14 protein-coding genes are annotated in these 14,569 nt (G+C 65.6%); 10 read left to right on the top strand and 4 right to left on the bottom strand.

Going from position 1 to position 14,569, the window contains the following annotated elements:
- Nucleotides 1-78: 78 nt before the first annotated feature.
- The gene (locus tag ACIP21_RS00700; RefSeq protein ID WP_400682807.1) at nt 79-939 is read right to left on the bottom strand and encodes a glycine betaine ABC transporter substrate-binding protein; all 861 of its coding nucleotides are present in this window, start codon (nt 937-939) and stop codon (nt 79-81) included.
- Between the two features lie 198 nt (nt 940-1,137).
- Between ACIP21_RS00700 and ACIP21_RS00695 the strand changes: the two genes are divergently transcribed.
- Nucleotides 1,138-2,703 (top strand): beta (1-6) glucans synthase, encoded by a 1,566-nt coding sequence (locus ACIP21_RS00695; RefSeq protein WP_400682804.1) that lies wholly within the window; start codon nt 1,138-1,140, stop codon nt 2,701-2,703.
- 95 nt (nt 2,704-2,798) lie between these two features.
- Here ACIP21_RS00695 and ACIP21_RS00690 read toward each other — a convergent pair whose 3' ends face one another.
- Nucleotides 2,799-3,167 (bottom strand): hypothetical protein, encoded by a 369-nt coding sequence (locus ACIP21_RS00690; RefSeq protein WP_400682802.1) that lies wholly within the window; start codon nt 3,165-3,167, stop codon nt 2,799-2,801.
- A gap of 189 nt (nt 3,168-3,356) precedes the next feature.
- On the opposite strand from ACIP21_RS00690, the gene ACIP21_RS00685 reads away from it, so the two are divergent.
- Both ACIP21_RS00685 and ACIP21_RS00680 read left to right on the top strand, forming a co-directional pair.
- Entirely contained in the window at nt 3,357-4,658 is a 1,302-nt protein-coding gene (locus ACIP21_RS00685; protein ID WP_400682800.1) for a serine/threonine protein kinase, read from the top strand.
- Entirely contained in the window at nt 4,651-5,478 is an 828-nt protein-coding gene (locus ACIP21_RS00680) for a VacJ family lipoprotein (protein WP_400682797.1), read from the top strand. The genes ACIP21_RS00685 and ACIP21_RS00680 overlap by 8 nt, the downstream gene beginning before the upstream one ends.
- Nucleotides 5,479-5,580: 102 nt before the next feature.
- Here the strand turns inward: ACIP21_RS00680 and ACIP21_RS00675 are convergent, their stop codons facing one another.
- Complete coding sequence (locus ACIP21_RS00675; protein ID WP_400682794.1) at nt 5,581-6,729, bottom strand: patatin-like phospholipase family protein; 1,149 nt, start codon at nt 6,727-6,729, stop codon at nt 5,581-5,583.
- A 136-nt stretch (nt 6,730-6,865) separates the two neighbouring features.
- Complete coding sequence (locus ACIP21_RS00670; protein WP_400682792.1) at nt 6,866-7,801, bottom strand: lipid A biosynthesis lauroyl acyltransferase; 936 nt, start codon at nt 7,799-7,801, stop codon at nt 6,866-6,868.
- A gap of 111 nt (nt 7,802-7,912) precedes the next feature.
- On the opposite strand from ACIP21_RS00670, the gene minC reads away from it, so the two are divergent.
- The 7 genes from minC to ACIP21_RS00635 all read left to right on the top strand — a co-directional run bounded on the left by minC (nt 7,913) and on the right by ACIP21_RS00635 (nt 14,542).
- Complete coding sequence (minC, locus tag ACIP21_RS00665; RefSeq protein ID WP_400682789.1) at nt 7,913-8,677, top strand: septum site-determining protein MinC; 765 nt, start codon at nt 7,913-7,915, stop codon at nt 8,675-8,677.
- Between the two features lie 100 nt (nt 8,678-8,777).
- A complete protein-coding gene (minD, locus tag ACIP21_RS00660; protein ID WP_027918150.1) occupies nt 8,778-9,590 on the top strand; it encodes a septum site-determining protein MinD in 813 nt (270 codons plus the stop codon).
- A 3-nt stretch (nt 9,591-9,593) separates the two neighbouring features.
- Nucleotides 9,594-9,848 carry a cell division topological specificity factor MinE gene (minE, locus tag ACIP21_RS00655; protein ID WP_009682849.1) on the top strand — a complete coding sequence of 85 codons (255 nt, stop codon included), beginning with the start codon at nt 9,594-9,596 and terminating at the stop codon, nt 9,846-9,848.
- A gap of 152 nt (nt 9,849-10,000) precedes the next feature.
- Nucleotides 10,001-10,636 (top strand): RluA family pseudouridine synthase, encoded by a 636-nt coding sequence (locus ACIP21_RS00650; protein WP_400682785.1) that lies wholly within the window; start codon nt 10,001-10,003, stop codon nt 10,634-10,636.
- A 44-nt stretch (nt 10,637-10,680) separates the two neighbouring features.
- Nucleotides 10,681-11,970 (top strand): M18 family aminopeptidase, encoded by a 1,290-nt coding sequence (locus ACIP21_RS00645; RefSeq protein ID WP_400682783.1) that lies wholly within the window; start codon nt 10,681-10,683, stop codon nt 11,968-11,970.
- A 206-nt stretch (nt 11,971-12,176) separates the two neighbouring features.
- Complete coding sequence (locus tag ACIP21_RS00640) at nt 12,177-12,344, top strand: hypothetical protein (RefSeq protein ID WP_400682781.1); 168 nt, start codon at nt 12,177-12,179, stop codon at nt 12,342-12,344.
- Nucleotides 12,345-12,388: 44 nt separating this feature from the next.
- A complete protein-coding gene (locus ACIP21_RS00635) occupies nt 12,389-14,542 on the top strand; it encodes a mechanosensitive ion channel family protein (RefSeq protein WP_400682779.1) in 2,154 nt (717 codons plus the stop codon).
- The last annotated feature ends 27 nt before the right edge of the window (nt 14,543-14,569 follow it).

Raw genomic sequence — 14,569 nt, 5'->3', positions numbered from 1 at the left:
CACAGCCTTGAAAGCTACGCAAATCCCCTGTGGGAGCGGGTTTACCCGCGAAGAAGCAAAACTGGCCCTAAAGGTTCATCACTTGCCGGTCCACTCCTTGACCCGATCCGGATGCTTGGCCACCCAGTCCTTGGCCGCCGCCTCAGGCTTGGCGCCATTCTGGATCGCCAGCATCACTTCGCCGATCTCGTCCTTGGACTGCCACTGGAACTTCTTCAGGAACTGCGCCACTTCCGGGGCCTTGCTGTCCAGTTCCTTGCTGCCGATGTTGTTGACGGTCTCGGCTGCGCCATACACGCCTTTCGGGTCGTCGAGGAACTTCAGCTTCCACTTGGCGAACATCCAGTGCGGTACCCAGCCGGTCACGGCGATCGGTTCCTTCTTCGCATAGGCCTTGCCCAGCTCGGTGGTCATCCCGGCGCCGGAACTGGCCCGCAGCTTGTAGCCGGTCAGGTCGTAATCCTTGATCGCCTGGTCGGTCTTGATCATCACCCCGGAGCCTGCATCGATACCGATGATCTGGTTCTTGTAGCCCTTTTCGGTCTTGAGGTCGGCGATGCTCTTGGTGTCGACGTACTCTGGCACGATCAGGCCGATTTTCGCGTCCTTGAAGTTGGGCCCGTAGTCGACGACCTTGTCCTTGTTCTTGGCCCAGTACTCGCCGTGGGTGACCGGGAGCCAGGCCGAAAGGATCGCGTCGAGCTTGCCGGTGGCCACACCCTGCCACATGATCCCTGCCGCCACGGCCTGCAACTTGACGTCGTAGCCCAGTTTCTCCTTGATCACCTCGGCGGCCACGTTGGTGGTCGCGACGCTGTCGGCCCAGCCATCCACATAGCCGATGCTCACTTCTTTGGCCATGGCCTGGGCAGCGCCCATGGCCAGTACCAGGGCGGTGCCCACTCTCAGGAAACGGCGCATTCTGTTCAAAGTAGCCATCAACAGCATCCCCTCGTCAGGTCTTGGAGATTGCATCATCTGCCTGCCACAGCGGTCGACCTGCTCCAGCTGCGACCTGCATCCGCCCCATATGCGACAGCACTGTGCCATTAGCGGCAGCACCCTGCGCCAGCCTGCGCGATCCTTGCATGCCAAAGGTTTGGCGCCGGGCTACTATCTAACGCTTTGTGCCTGACGATGGACCGCCCGATGCCCGATGCTTCCCGCCTGCTGCTGCCCTTGTACCTGCTCGCCTGCCTGCTCGCCCTGCTGGGGCTGGGCGCGCTCTGGTACGGGCTGGGCAAGCCGGTGCTGCTGCCTGACGCAGCCAGCCCCACGCACAAGCTGCAATGTGCCTCGTACACGCCGTTCGACAAGGACCAGTCGCCCTACGACCAGCCGTTCCGCCTGCGCCCGGCACGGATGGACGCCGACCTGGCGTTGCTGGCCGAGCGATTTCAGTGCATCCGCACCTATTCCATGAGCGGTCTCGAGGCAATCCCGGCGCTGGCGCGCAAGCATGGGCTGAAGGTGATGCTCGGCGCCTGGGTCAACGCCAACCCGGTCGATACCGACAAGGAAGTGCACGCACTGATCGCCGCAGCCAACGCCAACCCCGATGTGGTCAGCGCGGTGATCGTCGGCAACGAGACCCTGCTGCGCAAGGAGGTCACCGGGGAACGCCTGGCCGCACTGATCCACCAGGTGAAAAGCCAGGTCAAGGTGCCGGTGACCTACGCCGATGTCTGGGAGTTCTGGTTGCAGCACCCGCAGATCGCGCCGGCGGTGGACTTCCTGACCATTCACCTGCTGCCCTACTGGGAAGACGACCCGCGCGGCATCGACCAGGCGCTGGCCCATGTGGCCGATGTGCGCCGGGTGTTCGGCACGCGCTTCGCGCCCAAGGGCATCTTCATCGGTGAAACCGGCTGGCCCAGTGAAGGTCGGCAGCGAGAAACCGCCATCCCCAGCCGGGCCAACGAGGCGCGCTTCATTCGCGGGTTCGTCAGCATGGCCGAGGCCAATGGCTGGGACTACAACCTGATCGAAGCCTTCGACCAGCCGTGGAAACGCGCCAACGAGGGCGCGGTGGGCGGCTACTGGGGGCTGTACGACGCCGACCGGCAGGACAAGGGCGTGCTCGAAGGGCCGGTCAGCAACCTGCAGCTCTGGCCGCAATGGTTGCTGGCCTGTGTGGCGTTGATGACGTCGCTGCTGCTGGTTGCCGGCCGCCCTGCCACGCCACTGGCAGCCCTGCTGCTGCCGCTGTTGGCCGCGTTTGGCGCAGGCTGCCTGGGCTTGTGGGGCGAGCTGATGCGCAGCCATGCGCGGTTTGCCGGGGAATGGGCATGGGCGCTGGTACTGGCCGGGTTGAACCTGCTGGTGCTGATGCATGCCGTGCTTGCCCTGGTGCGTCGCGAAGGCTGGCGCGAGCGGCTGTTCGCCTGGTTGCAGGTGCGGGCGGGGTGGCTGTTGCTGGCGGCCGGGTTTGCTGCGGCGGTGAGCATGCTGGCGATGGTGTTCGACCCACGCTACCGCAGCTTCCCGACCGCGGCGCTGGCGTTGCCGGCGGTGGTGTACCTGCTGCGGCCGGTGGCCGCGCGGCGGGCCGAGGTGGCGTTGCTGGCGTTCATCGTCGGCGCCGGGGTGTTGCCGCAGTTGTATCGGGAAGGGTTGCAAAGCCAGCAGGCCTGGGGCTGGGCGGTGGTCAGCGTGCTGATGACTGCGGCCCTGTGGCGCAGCTTGCGGCTGCGCCAGGCTTGAGGCAGGCGCTGCCTGCTTCGCGGGTAAACCCGCTCCCACAGGAACCGCGCTCCTACAGGGCTGGTGCAGCCGTTGAGGGAGCGGGTCAGCCCCTGTCAGCCCTGACCCGGTTGCCGAACCAACCGCAACCCCGCCAGCACCACGGCAAATACCGCGATGCTCGCGGTGTACAGCACCAACGCCGGAATCCCGGCCACCAGTGCCAGCACCGCCAGCCACCACCCGCCCCGGCCTGCCACGCACTGCGCCAGCAACGCCAGGCCCAACCCAGCCCACGGCAGCACCTGAAAATGAATCCCCAACCCCAGCAACGCCCGTGCCTGGCACTGCCAGTGGTCGGCTGGCACCGCGCACAGCCCGACCCACTGGCCATCCTCCATCAGCCCATAGCGCAGGCCATAACTGGCCGCCAGCCACACGGCCAGAAACATCAGCAACAGCGCAGTCGGCAGCGTTCGAGACATCCCGTTCTCCAATAGCGGTAATCGAAATCATCCATGATCGCCCAAGCCCTGTTGTAAGGCAAAATCACAACCCTGCAGCTATGTTGCAGATACCAAGCACACCAAAGGCCACTGCACTCGGCAACTTTGCCGGTAGAACGATGGTCCTAGCCTGCGTACCGCACGACCTTGATTCTTCTGGGGGAATACATGCTTCGATCCTGGCGCCTCGTCGCCCTACTTGTTGGCGGCCTGCTCATGGCTGCCACCGCCTCGGCGCGAGACATCGACGCCGCGAGCTACGGTTACCCCTTGACCAATCCGTTCGAGGCCACCATCGCCACCACGCCGCCGGACCAGCGCCCGACCCTGCCCAGCGACGATGAAATCGACCAGTCCGACTACAGCCTGACCCTGCGCCCGGAGCGCGCGTTCACCCTGCCCGACAACTTCTGGGCAGTGAAGAAGCTCAAGTACCGCCTGGCCCGCCAGGACCACGCGGCGCCGCTGATCTTCATCATCGCCGGCACTGGCGCGCCGTACTCCAGCAGCATCAACGAATACCTCAAGAAGCTGTTCTACCAGGCCGGTTTCCACGTGGTGCAGCTGTCCTCGCCGACCAGCTACGACTTCATGAGCGCCGCCTCGCGCTTCGCTACCCCCGGCATCAGCCAGGATGACGCCGAAGACATGTACCGGGTGATGCAAGCCGTGCGTGCCCAGCATCCGCGCCTGCCGGTCAGCGAGTACTACCTCACCGGCTACAGTCTCGGCGCGCTGGACGCGGCATTCGTCAGCCACCTGGACGAAACCCGTCGCAGCTTCAACTTCAAGCGTGTGCTGCTGCTCAACCCGCCGGTGAACCTGTACACCTCGATCAACAACCTCGACAAGCTGGTGCAGACCCAGGTCAAGGGCATCGACCGCAGCACCACCTTCTACGAGCTGATGCTGACCAAGCTGACCCGCTACTTCCAGGACAAAGGCTACATCGACCTCAACGAGGCACTGCTGTACGACTTCCAGCAGTCGAAACAGCACTTGTCCAACGAGCAGATGGCCATGCTGATCGGCACCTCGTTCCGCTTCTCGGCAGCCGACATCGCCTTCACCTCCGACCTGATCAACCGCCGCGGCCTGATCATCCCGCCGAAGTTCCCGATCACCGAGGGCAGCAGCCTCACGCCGTTCTTCAAGCGTGCCCTGCAGTGCGACTTCGACTGCTACCTGACCGAACAGGTGATCCCGATGTGGCGCGCCCGCACCGACGGCAACAGCATCCTGCAACTGGTCAACCAGGTCAGCCTGTACGCCCTCGAAGGCTACCTGCGCAGCAGCCCGAAGATCGCCGTGATGCACAACGCCGACGACGTCATCCTCGGCCCTGGCGACATCGGTTTCCTGCGCAAGGTGTTCGGCGATCGGCTGACCCTCTACCCCCATGGCGGCCATTGCGGCAACCTCAATTACCGCGTCAACAGCGACGCCATGCTGGAGTTCTTCCGTGGTTAACAAATGCCTTCTCGTCGCCGCCCTGCTGCTTGCCGGCAACGCCCTGGCCGCGGAAACCTCGCCACGGGCCAGCGTGGTCGAAGCCGACCCGCACCTGACCGGTACCGCTGCCCTGGCCCCGGAAGCCGACGGTTTCGTCGACCCGCTGCGCGCCCTGAAATTCAACCCCGGGCTCGACCAGCGCGAGTTCGAACGCTCGACCCTGGAAGCGCTGAACGTGTACGACCCGCTGGAATCGATGAACCGGCGCATCTACCACTTCAACTACCGGCTCGACCAATGGGTGCTGCTGCCGCTGGTCAGCGGTTACCAGTACGTCACCCCGCGCTTCGTGCGCACCGGGGTGAGCAATTTCTTCAACAACCTGGGTGACGTGCCGAACCTGTTCAACAGCGTGCTGCAACTCAAACCCAAGCGCTCGGCGGAAATCACCGCGCGGCTGATGTTCAACACCCTGATCGGCGTCGGTGGCCTGTGGGACCCGGCGACCAAGATGGGCCTGCCGCGCCAGAGCGAGGACTTCGGCCAGACCCTGGGCTTCTACGGGGTGCCGGAGGGGCCGTACCTGATGCTGCCGGTGCTGGGGCCGTCGAACCTGCGCGACACCACCGGGCTGGTGGTGGACTACGCCGGGGAACAGGCGATCAACTACCTGGGCATGGCCGAGGCCAGCACCGACCACCCGGAAATCTTCGCCCTGAAGGTGGTCGACAAGCGCTACACCACCAAATTCCGCTATGGCGAGCTCAATTCGCCGTTCGAGTACGAGAAGGTGCGATACGTGTATACCCAGGCGCGCAAGCTGCAGATCGCCGAGTAGGCAGGTCCGGCCCTTTCGCGGGTAAACCCGCTCCCACAGGTACTGCGCAGTGCGGCCTCTGTGGGAGCGGGCTTGCCCGCGAAGAGGCCGGCACAGGAAAGATCAGATCCCCAGGAACTGACACAACTCGCGCTTCTTGGCCAAGGCATCCCGCCGCCCCAGCTCGATCAGCTCGCTGCAGTACGCCGCCTCGAACAGCAGATAACTCAACACCCCCGCCCCGCTCGTCCTCGTCGCCCCCGGTCCACGCAAGAACAACCGCAACGCCGCTGGCAATTCCCGCCGGTGCCGCGCCGCGATCTCGTCCAGCGGCTGGCTCGGCGCCACCACCAGCACCTCGATCGGCGCCAGCCCCAGGCGCCGTGCGTCGAGATGCGCCGGCAGCAGGTGGCTGAGGTGGTTGAGCCGCTGCAACAGCTCGATGTCGTCTTCCAGGCTGTCGATGAAGGTACTGTTGAGCATGTGCGCGCCGATCTGCGCCAGGCTCGGCTGCTGGCCACTGAACACCCGCGGGGTCTGCAGCGGCGCCGCCGGGCGCTGCGGGTTGCCGCTGACCCCAACCACCAGCACGCGGCTGGCGCCCAGGTGCAGGGCCGGGCTGATCGGCGCCGACTGGCGCACCGCACCGTCGCCGTAGTACTCCTCGCCCAGCCGCACCGGGGCGAACAGCAGCGGGATCGCCGCGCTGGCCAGCAGGTGGTCGATGGTCAGCGCAGTGGGCACGCCGATACGGCGGTGGCGCAGCCAGGCATCGATGGTGCCGCGGCCCTGGTAGAAGGTCACCGCCTGGCCGGATTCGTAGCCGAAGGCGGTCACGGCGACCGCCCGCAGTTGCCCGGCGGCGATGGCATGGCCGACGCCGTCGAGGTCCAGGTGCGATTCCAGCAGGCCGCGCAAGGGGCTGCTGTCGAGCAGCGCCACCGGCACCTGGCCGCCCAGGCCCAGCAGGCTGTGGCCGACGAAGCGGCTGGCCTGGCGCATCACCCCGGGCCAGTCGCTGCGGATCACCAGATGGCTGCGAAAGTTCTGCCAGAAGGCGGTGAGGCGCTGTACCGCTTCGCTGAAGCGGCTGGCACCGCTGGCCAGGGTCACGGCGTTGATGGCGCCGGCCGAGGTGCCGACGATGACCGGGAAGGGGTTGTGCGCGCCGGGCGGCAGCAGCTCGGCGATGCCGGCGAGCACGCCGACCTGATAGGCGGCGCGGGCGCCGCCGCCAGAAAGGATGAGACCGGTTACCGCGGGTGGGGCCATGGAATCCTTCCTGGGATCGATGTGTTTTCAGGCCTGGCCCTTTCGCGGGTGAACCCGCTCCCACAATGACCGCGCAAGCACCGGTCCTGTGGGAGCGGGTTCACCCGCGAAGAGGCCAGTGCAGGCAACCCAAATGTCAGCGCTTCTTCTTGTCATACAGCCGCGGCTCGCCCTCGGGCCGCGACTTGAACCGCCGGTGCGCCCACAGGTACTGCTCCGGGCACTCGCGCAACACCCCTTCGACCCACTGGTTGATGCGCAGGCAATCGGCCTCTTCGCTCTCGCCCGGGAAGCCTTCGAGCGGCGGGTGGATCACCAGACGATAGCCGCTGCCATCCTCCAGGCGCTTCTGGGTGAACGGAATCACCTGCGCCTTGCCCAGGCGGGCGAACTTGGTGGTGGCGGTGACCGTCGCCGCCGGGATGCCGAACAGCGGCACGAAGATGCTCTGCTTGGCGCCGTAGTCCTGGTCCGGCGCGTACCAGATCGCCCGCCCCGAACGCAGCAGCTTGAGCATGCCGCGCACGTCGTCGCGCTCCACCGCCAGCGAATCGAGGTTGTGCCGCTCGCGGCCGCTGCGCTGGATGAAGTCGAACAGCGGGTTGCCGTGCTCGCGGTACATGCCGTCGATGGTGTGCGCCTGGCCCAGCAGCGCGGCGCCGATCTCCAGGGTGGTGAAGTGCACCGCCATGAGGATCGCGCCCTGCCCGGCCTGCTGCGCCGCCTGCAGGTGCTCGATACCCTCGATGTGCGCCAGGCGCGCCAGGCGGGCCTTGGGCCACCACCAGCTCATGGCCATTTCGAAGAAGGCAATGCCGGTTGAGGCGAAGTTGGCCTTGAGCAAACGGCGCCGTTCGTCGTCGGAAAGTTCTGGAAAACACAACTCCAGGTTGCGCGCGGCGATGCGCCGACGCTCCCCGGCCACCCGGTACATCAGCGCGCCCAGGGCAGCACCGAGCCACAGCAGGGCGCGGTAGGGCAGCTGCACCACCAGCCACAGCAGGCCCAGGCCCAGCCACAGGCCCCAGAATCGCGGGTGAAGGAAATAGGGTCGAAAACGCGGGCGGTCCATTGAAGCTTCCGGCAAGACAAAGACCGCGCATTCTACATCGGTTCGCCGCCGGTTGCGGCCAACCGGTGTTCTCGTTATAAGTCAGGGCACTTTTTTCGCAACAAGCCGTCTATGCAGACCATGAGCCCAAATCACACTCCCGACACCGCCTCCGTGTTCCAGCTCAAGGGCAGCATGCTCGCCATCACCGTGCTGGAACTGGGGCGCAACGACCTGGAAGCCCTCGACCGCCAGCTGGCGGCGAAAGTGGCCCAGGCCCCCAATTTCTTCAGCAACACGCCGCTGGTGCTGGCGCTGGACAAGCTGCCAGCCGACGAAGGGGCGATCGATCTGCCCGGGCTGATGCGTATCTGCCGCCACCATGGCCTGCGAACCCTGGCGATCCGCGCCAGCCGCATCGAAGACATCGCCGCAGCGATCGCCATCGACCTGCCGGTGCTGCCGCCGTCCGGCGCCCGCGAACGGCCGCTGGAACCCGAGCCCGAGGTCAAGGCACCCGAGCCGGCACCCGCCCCTGCTGCCGAGCCAGCCCCTGTGCCAGAGGTGCGCCCGACCCGCATCATCACTTCGCCGGTACGTGGCGGCCAGCAGATCTACGCCCAGGGCGGCGACCTGGTGGTCACCGGCTCGGTCAGCCCCGGCGCGGAACTTCTCGCCGACGGCAACATCCATGTGTACGGCGCCATGCGCGGCCGCGCCCTGGCCGGCATCAAGGGCAACACCAAGGCGCGTATCTTCTGCCAGCAGATGACCGCCGAAATGGTCTCGATCGCCGGCCAGTACAAGGTCTGCGAAGACCTGCGCCGCGACCCGCTGTGGGGCTCGGGCGTGCAAGTCAGCCTGTCCGGTGACGTGTTGAACATCACCCGTCTTTAACGGATACTTGCCGTCATTTTTAGAGCAACTTTTTCATCTGTTGCCATTTTTTTGCATTTTGCAGGGACAGCTGTCCCGCCTTATTTAGGGGTGAAACACCTTGGCCAAGATTCTCGTCGTCACTTCCGGCAAAGGGGGTGTGGGCAAGACCACCACCAGCGCCGCCATCGGCACCGGCCTCGCACTGCGCGGCCACAAGACTGTCATCGTCGACTTCGACGTGGGCCTGCGTAACCTCGACCTGATCATGGGCTGCGAGCGCCGCGTGGTGTACGACTTCGTCAACGTGGTCAACGGCGAAGCCAACCTGCAGCAGGCCCTGATCAAGGACAAGCGCCTTGAGAACCTGTTCGTGCTGGCCGCCAGCCAGACCCGCGACAAGGACGCGCTGACCCAGGAAGGCGTGGAAAAGGTATTGATGGACTTGAAGGAACAGTTCGAGTACGTCATCTGCGACTCCCCGGCCGGTATCGAAAAAGGCGCTCACCTGGCGATGTACTTCGCCGACGAAGCCATCGTCGTGACCAACCCTGAAGTCTCCTCGGTACGTGACTCGGACCGCATGCTGGGCATCCTGTCGAGCAAGTCGCGCCGCTCCGAGAACGGCGAGGAGCCAATCAAGGAACACCTGCTGATCACCCGCTACCATCCCGAGCGCGTGGTCAAGGGCGAAATGCTCAGCGTCGCCGACGTCGAGGAAATCCTCTCGATCAAGCTCAAGGGCGTGATCCCCGAGTCCCAGGCCGTGCTCAAGGCCTCCAACCAGGGTATCCCGGTCATCCTCGACGACCAGAGCGATGCCGGCCAGGCCTACAGCGACGCGGTCGACCGCCTGCTGGGCAAAGAGAAGCCGATGCGCTTCATCGATGTACAGAAGAAGGGATTCTTCGAGCGCATTTTCGGGAGCAAATAAACCATGAACCTTTTTGACTTCTTTCGTGGCAGGCAGAAACAGACCAGCGCGTCGGTAGCGAAAGAGCGTCTACAGATCATCGTGGCGCACGAGCGCGGCCAGCGCAGCGAGCCGGACTACCTGCCGGAACTGCAGAAAGAACTGCTGGAAGTGATCCGCAAGTACGTGAACATCGGCAACGACGATGTGCACATCGAGCTGGAAAACCAGGGCAGCTGCTCGATTCTGGAGCTGAACATCACCTTGCCGGATCGCTGATCCGCTTGGAACCTGGGGGCTGCTTTGCAGCCCTTTCGCGACACAAGGCCGCTCCTACAGGGGATACGCGTTCCCTGTAGGAGCGGCCTTGTGTCGCGAAAGGGCCGCAGAGCGGCCCCACTGTTTTCCCCCGATATGACCGAGACCACGCAATGCCGCTGTCGAACATCCAGATCCTCCACGAAGACGCCGCCATCCTGGTGATCAACAAGCCGACCCTGCTGCTGTCGGTGCCAGGCCGCGCCGAGGACAACAAGGACTGCCTGATCACCCGCCTGCAGGAAAACGGCTACCCGGACGCGCTGATCGTGCACCGCCTGGATTGGGAAACCTCCGGCATCATCCTGCTGGCCCGCGACGCCGACAGCCACCGCGAACTGTCGCGCCAGTTCCATGACCGCGAGACCGAAAAGGCCTACACCGCGCTGTGCTGGGGCCAGCCGGCGCTGGACAGCGGCAGCATCGACCTGCCCCTGCGCTATGACCCGCCGACCAAGCCACGCCACGTGGTGGACCATGAGCAGGGCAAGCATGCGCTGACCTTCTGGCGCATCGTCGAGCGTTGCGCCGATCACTGCCGGGTCGAGCTGACGCCGATCACCGGGCGTTCGCACCAGTTGCGCGTGCACATGCTGTCGATCGGCCATCCGCTGCTGGGTGACCGCCTGTATGCCAACCCTGAAGCACTGGCAGCCCATGAGCGGCTGTGCCTGCATGCCTCGATGCTGAGCTTTACCCACCCGGTTTCCGGGGAGCGCTTGAAGTTCGAGTGCCCTGCCCCCTTCTGAAGGCAACTGCGCTAAACTCGCGCCACTGCTGTCTGGAGTGAGTTATGCGCGAAGCACTGAATACCGGCCTGATCGAATTCCTCAAGGCCTCCCCGACGCCCTTCCACGCCACCGCCAGCCTGGCCCAGCGCCTGGAGGCGGCCGGCTACCAGCGCCTGGACGAGCGCGACAGCTGGGCCACGGTGCCCGGCGGGCGCTACTACGTTACCCGCAACGACTCCTCGATCATCGCCATCAAGCTGGGCAAGCAGCCACCGCTGCTCAACGGCATCCGCATGGTCGGCGCCCACACCGACAGCCCGTGCCTGCGGGTCAAGCCGCAGCCTGAGCTGCAGCGCCAGGGCTTCCTGCAACTGGGCGTGGAAGTGTACGGCGGTGCCCTGCTGGCGCCATGGTTCGACCGCGACCTGTCGCTGGCCGGGCGGGTCACCTTCCGCCGTGACGGCAAGGTCGAGAGCCAGCTGATCGACTTCAAGCTGCCGATCGCGATCATCCCCAACCTGGCCATCCACCTCAACCGCACCGCCAACGAAGGCTGGCAGATCAACCCGCAGCACGAGCTGCCGCCGGTCCTGGCCCAAGTCGCCGGTGACGAGCGCATCGACTTCCGTGCCGTGCTCACCGAGCAACTGGCCCGCGAGCATGAGCTCAACGCCGACGTGGTGCTCGATTACGAGCTGAGTTTCTACGACACCCAGGACGCCGCGCTGATCGGCCTCAATGGCGACTTCATCGCCGGCGCCCGCCTGGACAACCTGCTGTCGTGCTTCGCCGGCCTGCAGGCCCTGCTGGCCGCCGATAGCGACGAAACCTGCGTGCTGGTGTGCAATGACCATGAGGAAGTCGGTAGCTGCTCGGCCTGCGGCGCCGACGGCCCGATGCTCGAGCAGACCCTGCAGCGCCTGCTGCCGGACGGCGATGCCTACGTGCGCACCATTCAGCGCTCGCTGATGGTCTCGGCCGACAACGCCCACGGCGTGCACCCCAACTACGCCGACAAGCACGACGGCAACCACGGGCCCAAGCTCAATGCCGGGCCGGTGATCAAGGTCAACAACAACCAGCGCTACGCCACCAACAGCGAAACCGCCGGGTTCTTCCGCCACCTGTGCATGGCCGAGGAAGTGCCGGTGCAGAGCTTCGTGGTGCGCAGCGACATGGGCTGTGGTTCGACCATCGGGCCGATCACCGCCAGCCACCTGGGGGTGCGCACGGTGGACATCGGCCTGCCGACCTTTGCCATGCACTCGATTCGCGAGCTGTGTGGCAGCCAGGACCTGGCGCACCTGGTGAAGGTGCTGACGGCGTTCTATCGCAGCCGCGAGTTGCCTTGAGCTTGATGTAGGCAGGCCCGGCCTCTTCGCGGGTGAACCCGCTCCCACAAAGTCCCCCACAGAATTCAATTCCTGTGCGATCCCTGTGGGAGCGGGCTTGCCCGCGAAGAGGCCGGGCCTGCAAACAGCTGCCCAGGATCAATCCCCCCTTCTGCCAACCCGCTATGCTTGTTACATGGCCCCCAAAAGCAGAAGGACCGCTGCCCATGTCCCCCTTCATCTCCCTGTTCCTCCCGGTGTTCGGCTTCCTGGTGCTGCTGACCATCGGCTTCAGCCTGCGCGAGCGCAACATCGGCGTGCTGATGATGTGGATCGGCACCCTGGGCATCTTCGGTCTCACCTGCTGGAAGATCTTGGAGAAACTGCCGACGTAAACCTCTACACTCGGTCCATCGTTTGACCTGAGGTAGATTTCCCGGTGCCTGCCCTCCTGCGTTGCCTAGCCCTGCTGCTGTTCCTCTTCATCGCCCCCGCCCATGCTGCGGGCCTGCCCAGCCTGCTGGGCTCCAGTACACCCGCGCAGCCCGAAGCCACCGAGCCCCTGGGCAAGTCGCTGGACGAGGTGATCAAGAACCTGGAGAACGACCAGCAACGCGCCAAGCTGCTGGCCGACCTGAAGAAGCTGCGCGACGCCACCAAGCAATCGCAACCCACCGTCGAACAGGGCGTGCTCGGCCTGATCGGCGGCGCCCTGCATGATTTCGAGAAACAGTTCAGCGGCGATGCCAGCCCGTTCCACCGCTGGTCCGAGGAAATCGACCTGGCCCAGGCCGAGCTCGCCGAGCTGATCGTGCCGGTGCACCAATGGCCGGCCATCCTGTTCGGCTTTGCCGCGGTGATCGCGGTCTGGAGCCTGCTGGCCTGGGCCTTCAACTGGGTCGGCCACCGCGTGCGGGTGCGCTTCGGCCTGACCGAGGAGTTGCCCCAGCACCCGCGCACCTGGGACCTGGTGCGCTTCGCCCTGCGCAAGCTCGGGCCGTGGCTGGTGGCACTGATCTTCACCGTGTACCTGAGCTTTGCCCTGCCGCCGTCGCTGGGCAAGTCACTGGCCATGGTGCTGGCCTACGCGCTGGTGGTCGGCACCTGCTTCTCGGCCATCTGCGTGATCGCCTTCTCGCTGCTCGACGGCCCGCACCGCCACCGCGCCCTGCACATCCTGCGCCACCAGGCGTTCCGCCCGCTGTGGCTGATCGGCAGCTTCGCCGCCTTCGGCGAAGCGATGAGCGACCCGCGCATGCTGGTGGCCCTGGGCACGCACCTGGCCCATGCCCTGGCGACCCTGGCCAACGTCATCGCGGCCTTGTCCTCCGGCCTGTTCATCCTGCGCTTCCGCCGGCCGATCGCCCACCTGATCCGCAACCAGCCGCTGTCGCGACGCCTGACCCGGCGCACCCTCAGCGACACCATCGAGATCCTTGGCAGCTTCTGGTTCATTCCGGCGCTGATCCTGGTGGCGGTGTCGCTGTTCGCCACCTTCGTCTCCGCCGGCGACACCAGCACCGCCCTGCGCCAGTCGCTGATGTGTACCGTGCTGGTGGTGGTGTGCATGGTGCTCAACGGCCTGGTGCGCCGCCACGCCGCCAACCCCAAGCGGGCCAGCAAGCGCCAGGCGGTGTACGCCGAGCGCCTGCGCAACTTCGGCTACCTGCTGCTGCATCTGTTCATCTGGCTGGTGTTCATCGAGCTGGGCTTGCGCGTGTGGGGGCTGTCGATGATCGGCTTCGCCGAGGGCGATGGCCATGAAGTGAGCCTGCGCCTGCTGGGCCTGGCCGGCACGCTGATCGTCGCCTGGCTGGTGTGGATCCTCGCCGACACCGCCGTGCACCACGCCCTGGTGCGTTCGCGCCGGGGCCTGGCCAATGCCCGCGCGCAGACCATGATGCCGCTGATCCGCAACGTGCTGTTCGTGGTGATCTTCATCATCGCGGTGATCGTCGCCCTGGCCAACATGGGCATGAACGTGACCCCGCTGCTGGCCGGTGCCGGCGTGATCGGCCTGGCCATCGGCTTTGGCGCGCAGTCGCTGGTGGCCGACCTGATCACCGGGCTGTTCATCATCATCGAGGACTCGCTGGCCATCGATGACTACGTCGACGTCGGCGGCCACCTGGGCACGGTCGAAGGCCTGACCATCCGCACCGTGCGCCTGCGCGACATCGACGGCATCGTGCACACCATCCCGTTCAGCGAGATCAAGAGCATCAAGAACTACTCGCGCGAGTTCGGCTATGCGATCTTCCGCGTGGCGATCCCGCACAGCATGAACATCGACCAGGCGATCACGCTGGTCCGCGAAGTCGGGCAGAAGCTGCGCAACGACCCGTTGATGCGGCGCAACATCTGGTCGCCGCTGGAGCTGCAGGGGGTGGAAAGTTTCGAGTCGGGGTCGGCGATCCTGCGGGCACGCTTCAAGACGGCGCCGATCAAGCAGTGGGAAGTGTCGCGGGCGTTCAACCTGGCGTTGAAGCGCCAGCTCGACGAGGCCGGGCTGGACCTGGCGACGCCGCGGTTGTCGGTGCAGGTGGTCACCGCCGGGGGTGGCCAGATGGCAGAGTCCGGTTCCTCCAGTTAGGGCCTCTTCGCGGCGGTTCGGCGCCCC

The sequence above is a fragment of the Pseudomonas sp. NPDC089401 genome, assembly GCF_044749485.1.
GTDB lineage: Bacteria > Pseudomonadota > Gammaproteobacteria > Pseudomonadales > Pseudomonadaceae > Aquipseudomonas.
This window is presented reverse-complemented; position numbering and strand designations above follow the sequence as displayed.

What these genes read in the sequence shown, in the direction of transcription:
- ACIP21_RS00645 (WP_400682783.1), top strand. Translation starts at nt 10,681, where the DNA reads ATGCGCGAAGCACTGAATACCGGCCTGATCGAATTCCTCAAGGCCTCC.
- ACIP21_RS00700 (WP_400682807.1), bottom strand. Translation starts at nt 939, where the DNA reads ATGGCTACTTTGAACAGAATGCGCCGTTTCCTGAGAGTGGGCACCGCC.
- ACIP21_RS00650 (WP_400682785.1), top strand. Translation starts at nt 10,001, where the DNA reads ATGCCGCTGTCGAACATCCAGATCCTCCACGAAGACGCCGCCATCCTG.
- ACIP21_RS00690 (WP_400682802.1), bottom strand. Translation starts at nt 3,167, where the DNA reads ATGTCTCGAACGCTGCCGACTGCGCTGTTGCTGATGTTTCTGGCCGTG.
- ACIP21_RS00640 (WP_400682781.1), top strand. Translation starts at nt 12,177, where the DNA reads ATGTCCCCCTTCATCTCCCTGTTCCTCCCGGTGTTCGGCTTCCTGGTG.
- ACIP21_RS00670 (WP_400682792.1), bottom strand. Translation starts at nt 7,801, where the DNA reads ATGGACCGCCCGCGTTTTCGACCCTATTTCCTTCACCCGCGATTCTGG.
- minE (WP_009682849.1), top strand. Translation starts at nt 9,594, where the DNA reads ATGAACCTTTTTGACTTCTTTCGTGGCAGGCAGAAACAGACCAGCGCG.
- ACIP21_RS00675 (WP_400682794.1), bottom strand. Translation starts at nt 6,729, where the DNA reads ATGGCCCCACCCGCGGTAACCGGTCTCATCCTTTCTGGCGGCGGCGCC.
- ACIP21_RS00685 (WP_400682800.1), top strand. Translation starts at nt 3,357, where the DNA reads ATGCTTCGATCCTGGCGCCTCGTCGCCCTACTTGTTGGCGGCCTGCTC.
- minC (WP_400682789.1), top strand. Translation starts at nt 7,913, where the DNA reads ATGCAGACCATGAGCCCAAATCACACTCCCGACACCGCCTCCGTGTTC.
- ACIP21_RS00695 (WP_400682804.1), top strand. Translation starts at nt 1,138, where the DNA reads ATGGACCGCCCGATGCCCGATGCTTCCCGCCTGCTGCTGCCCTTGTAC.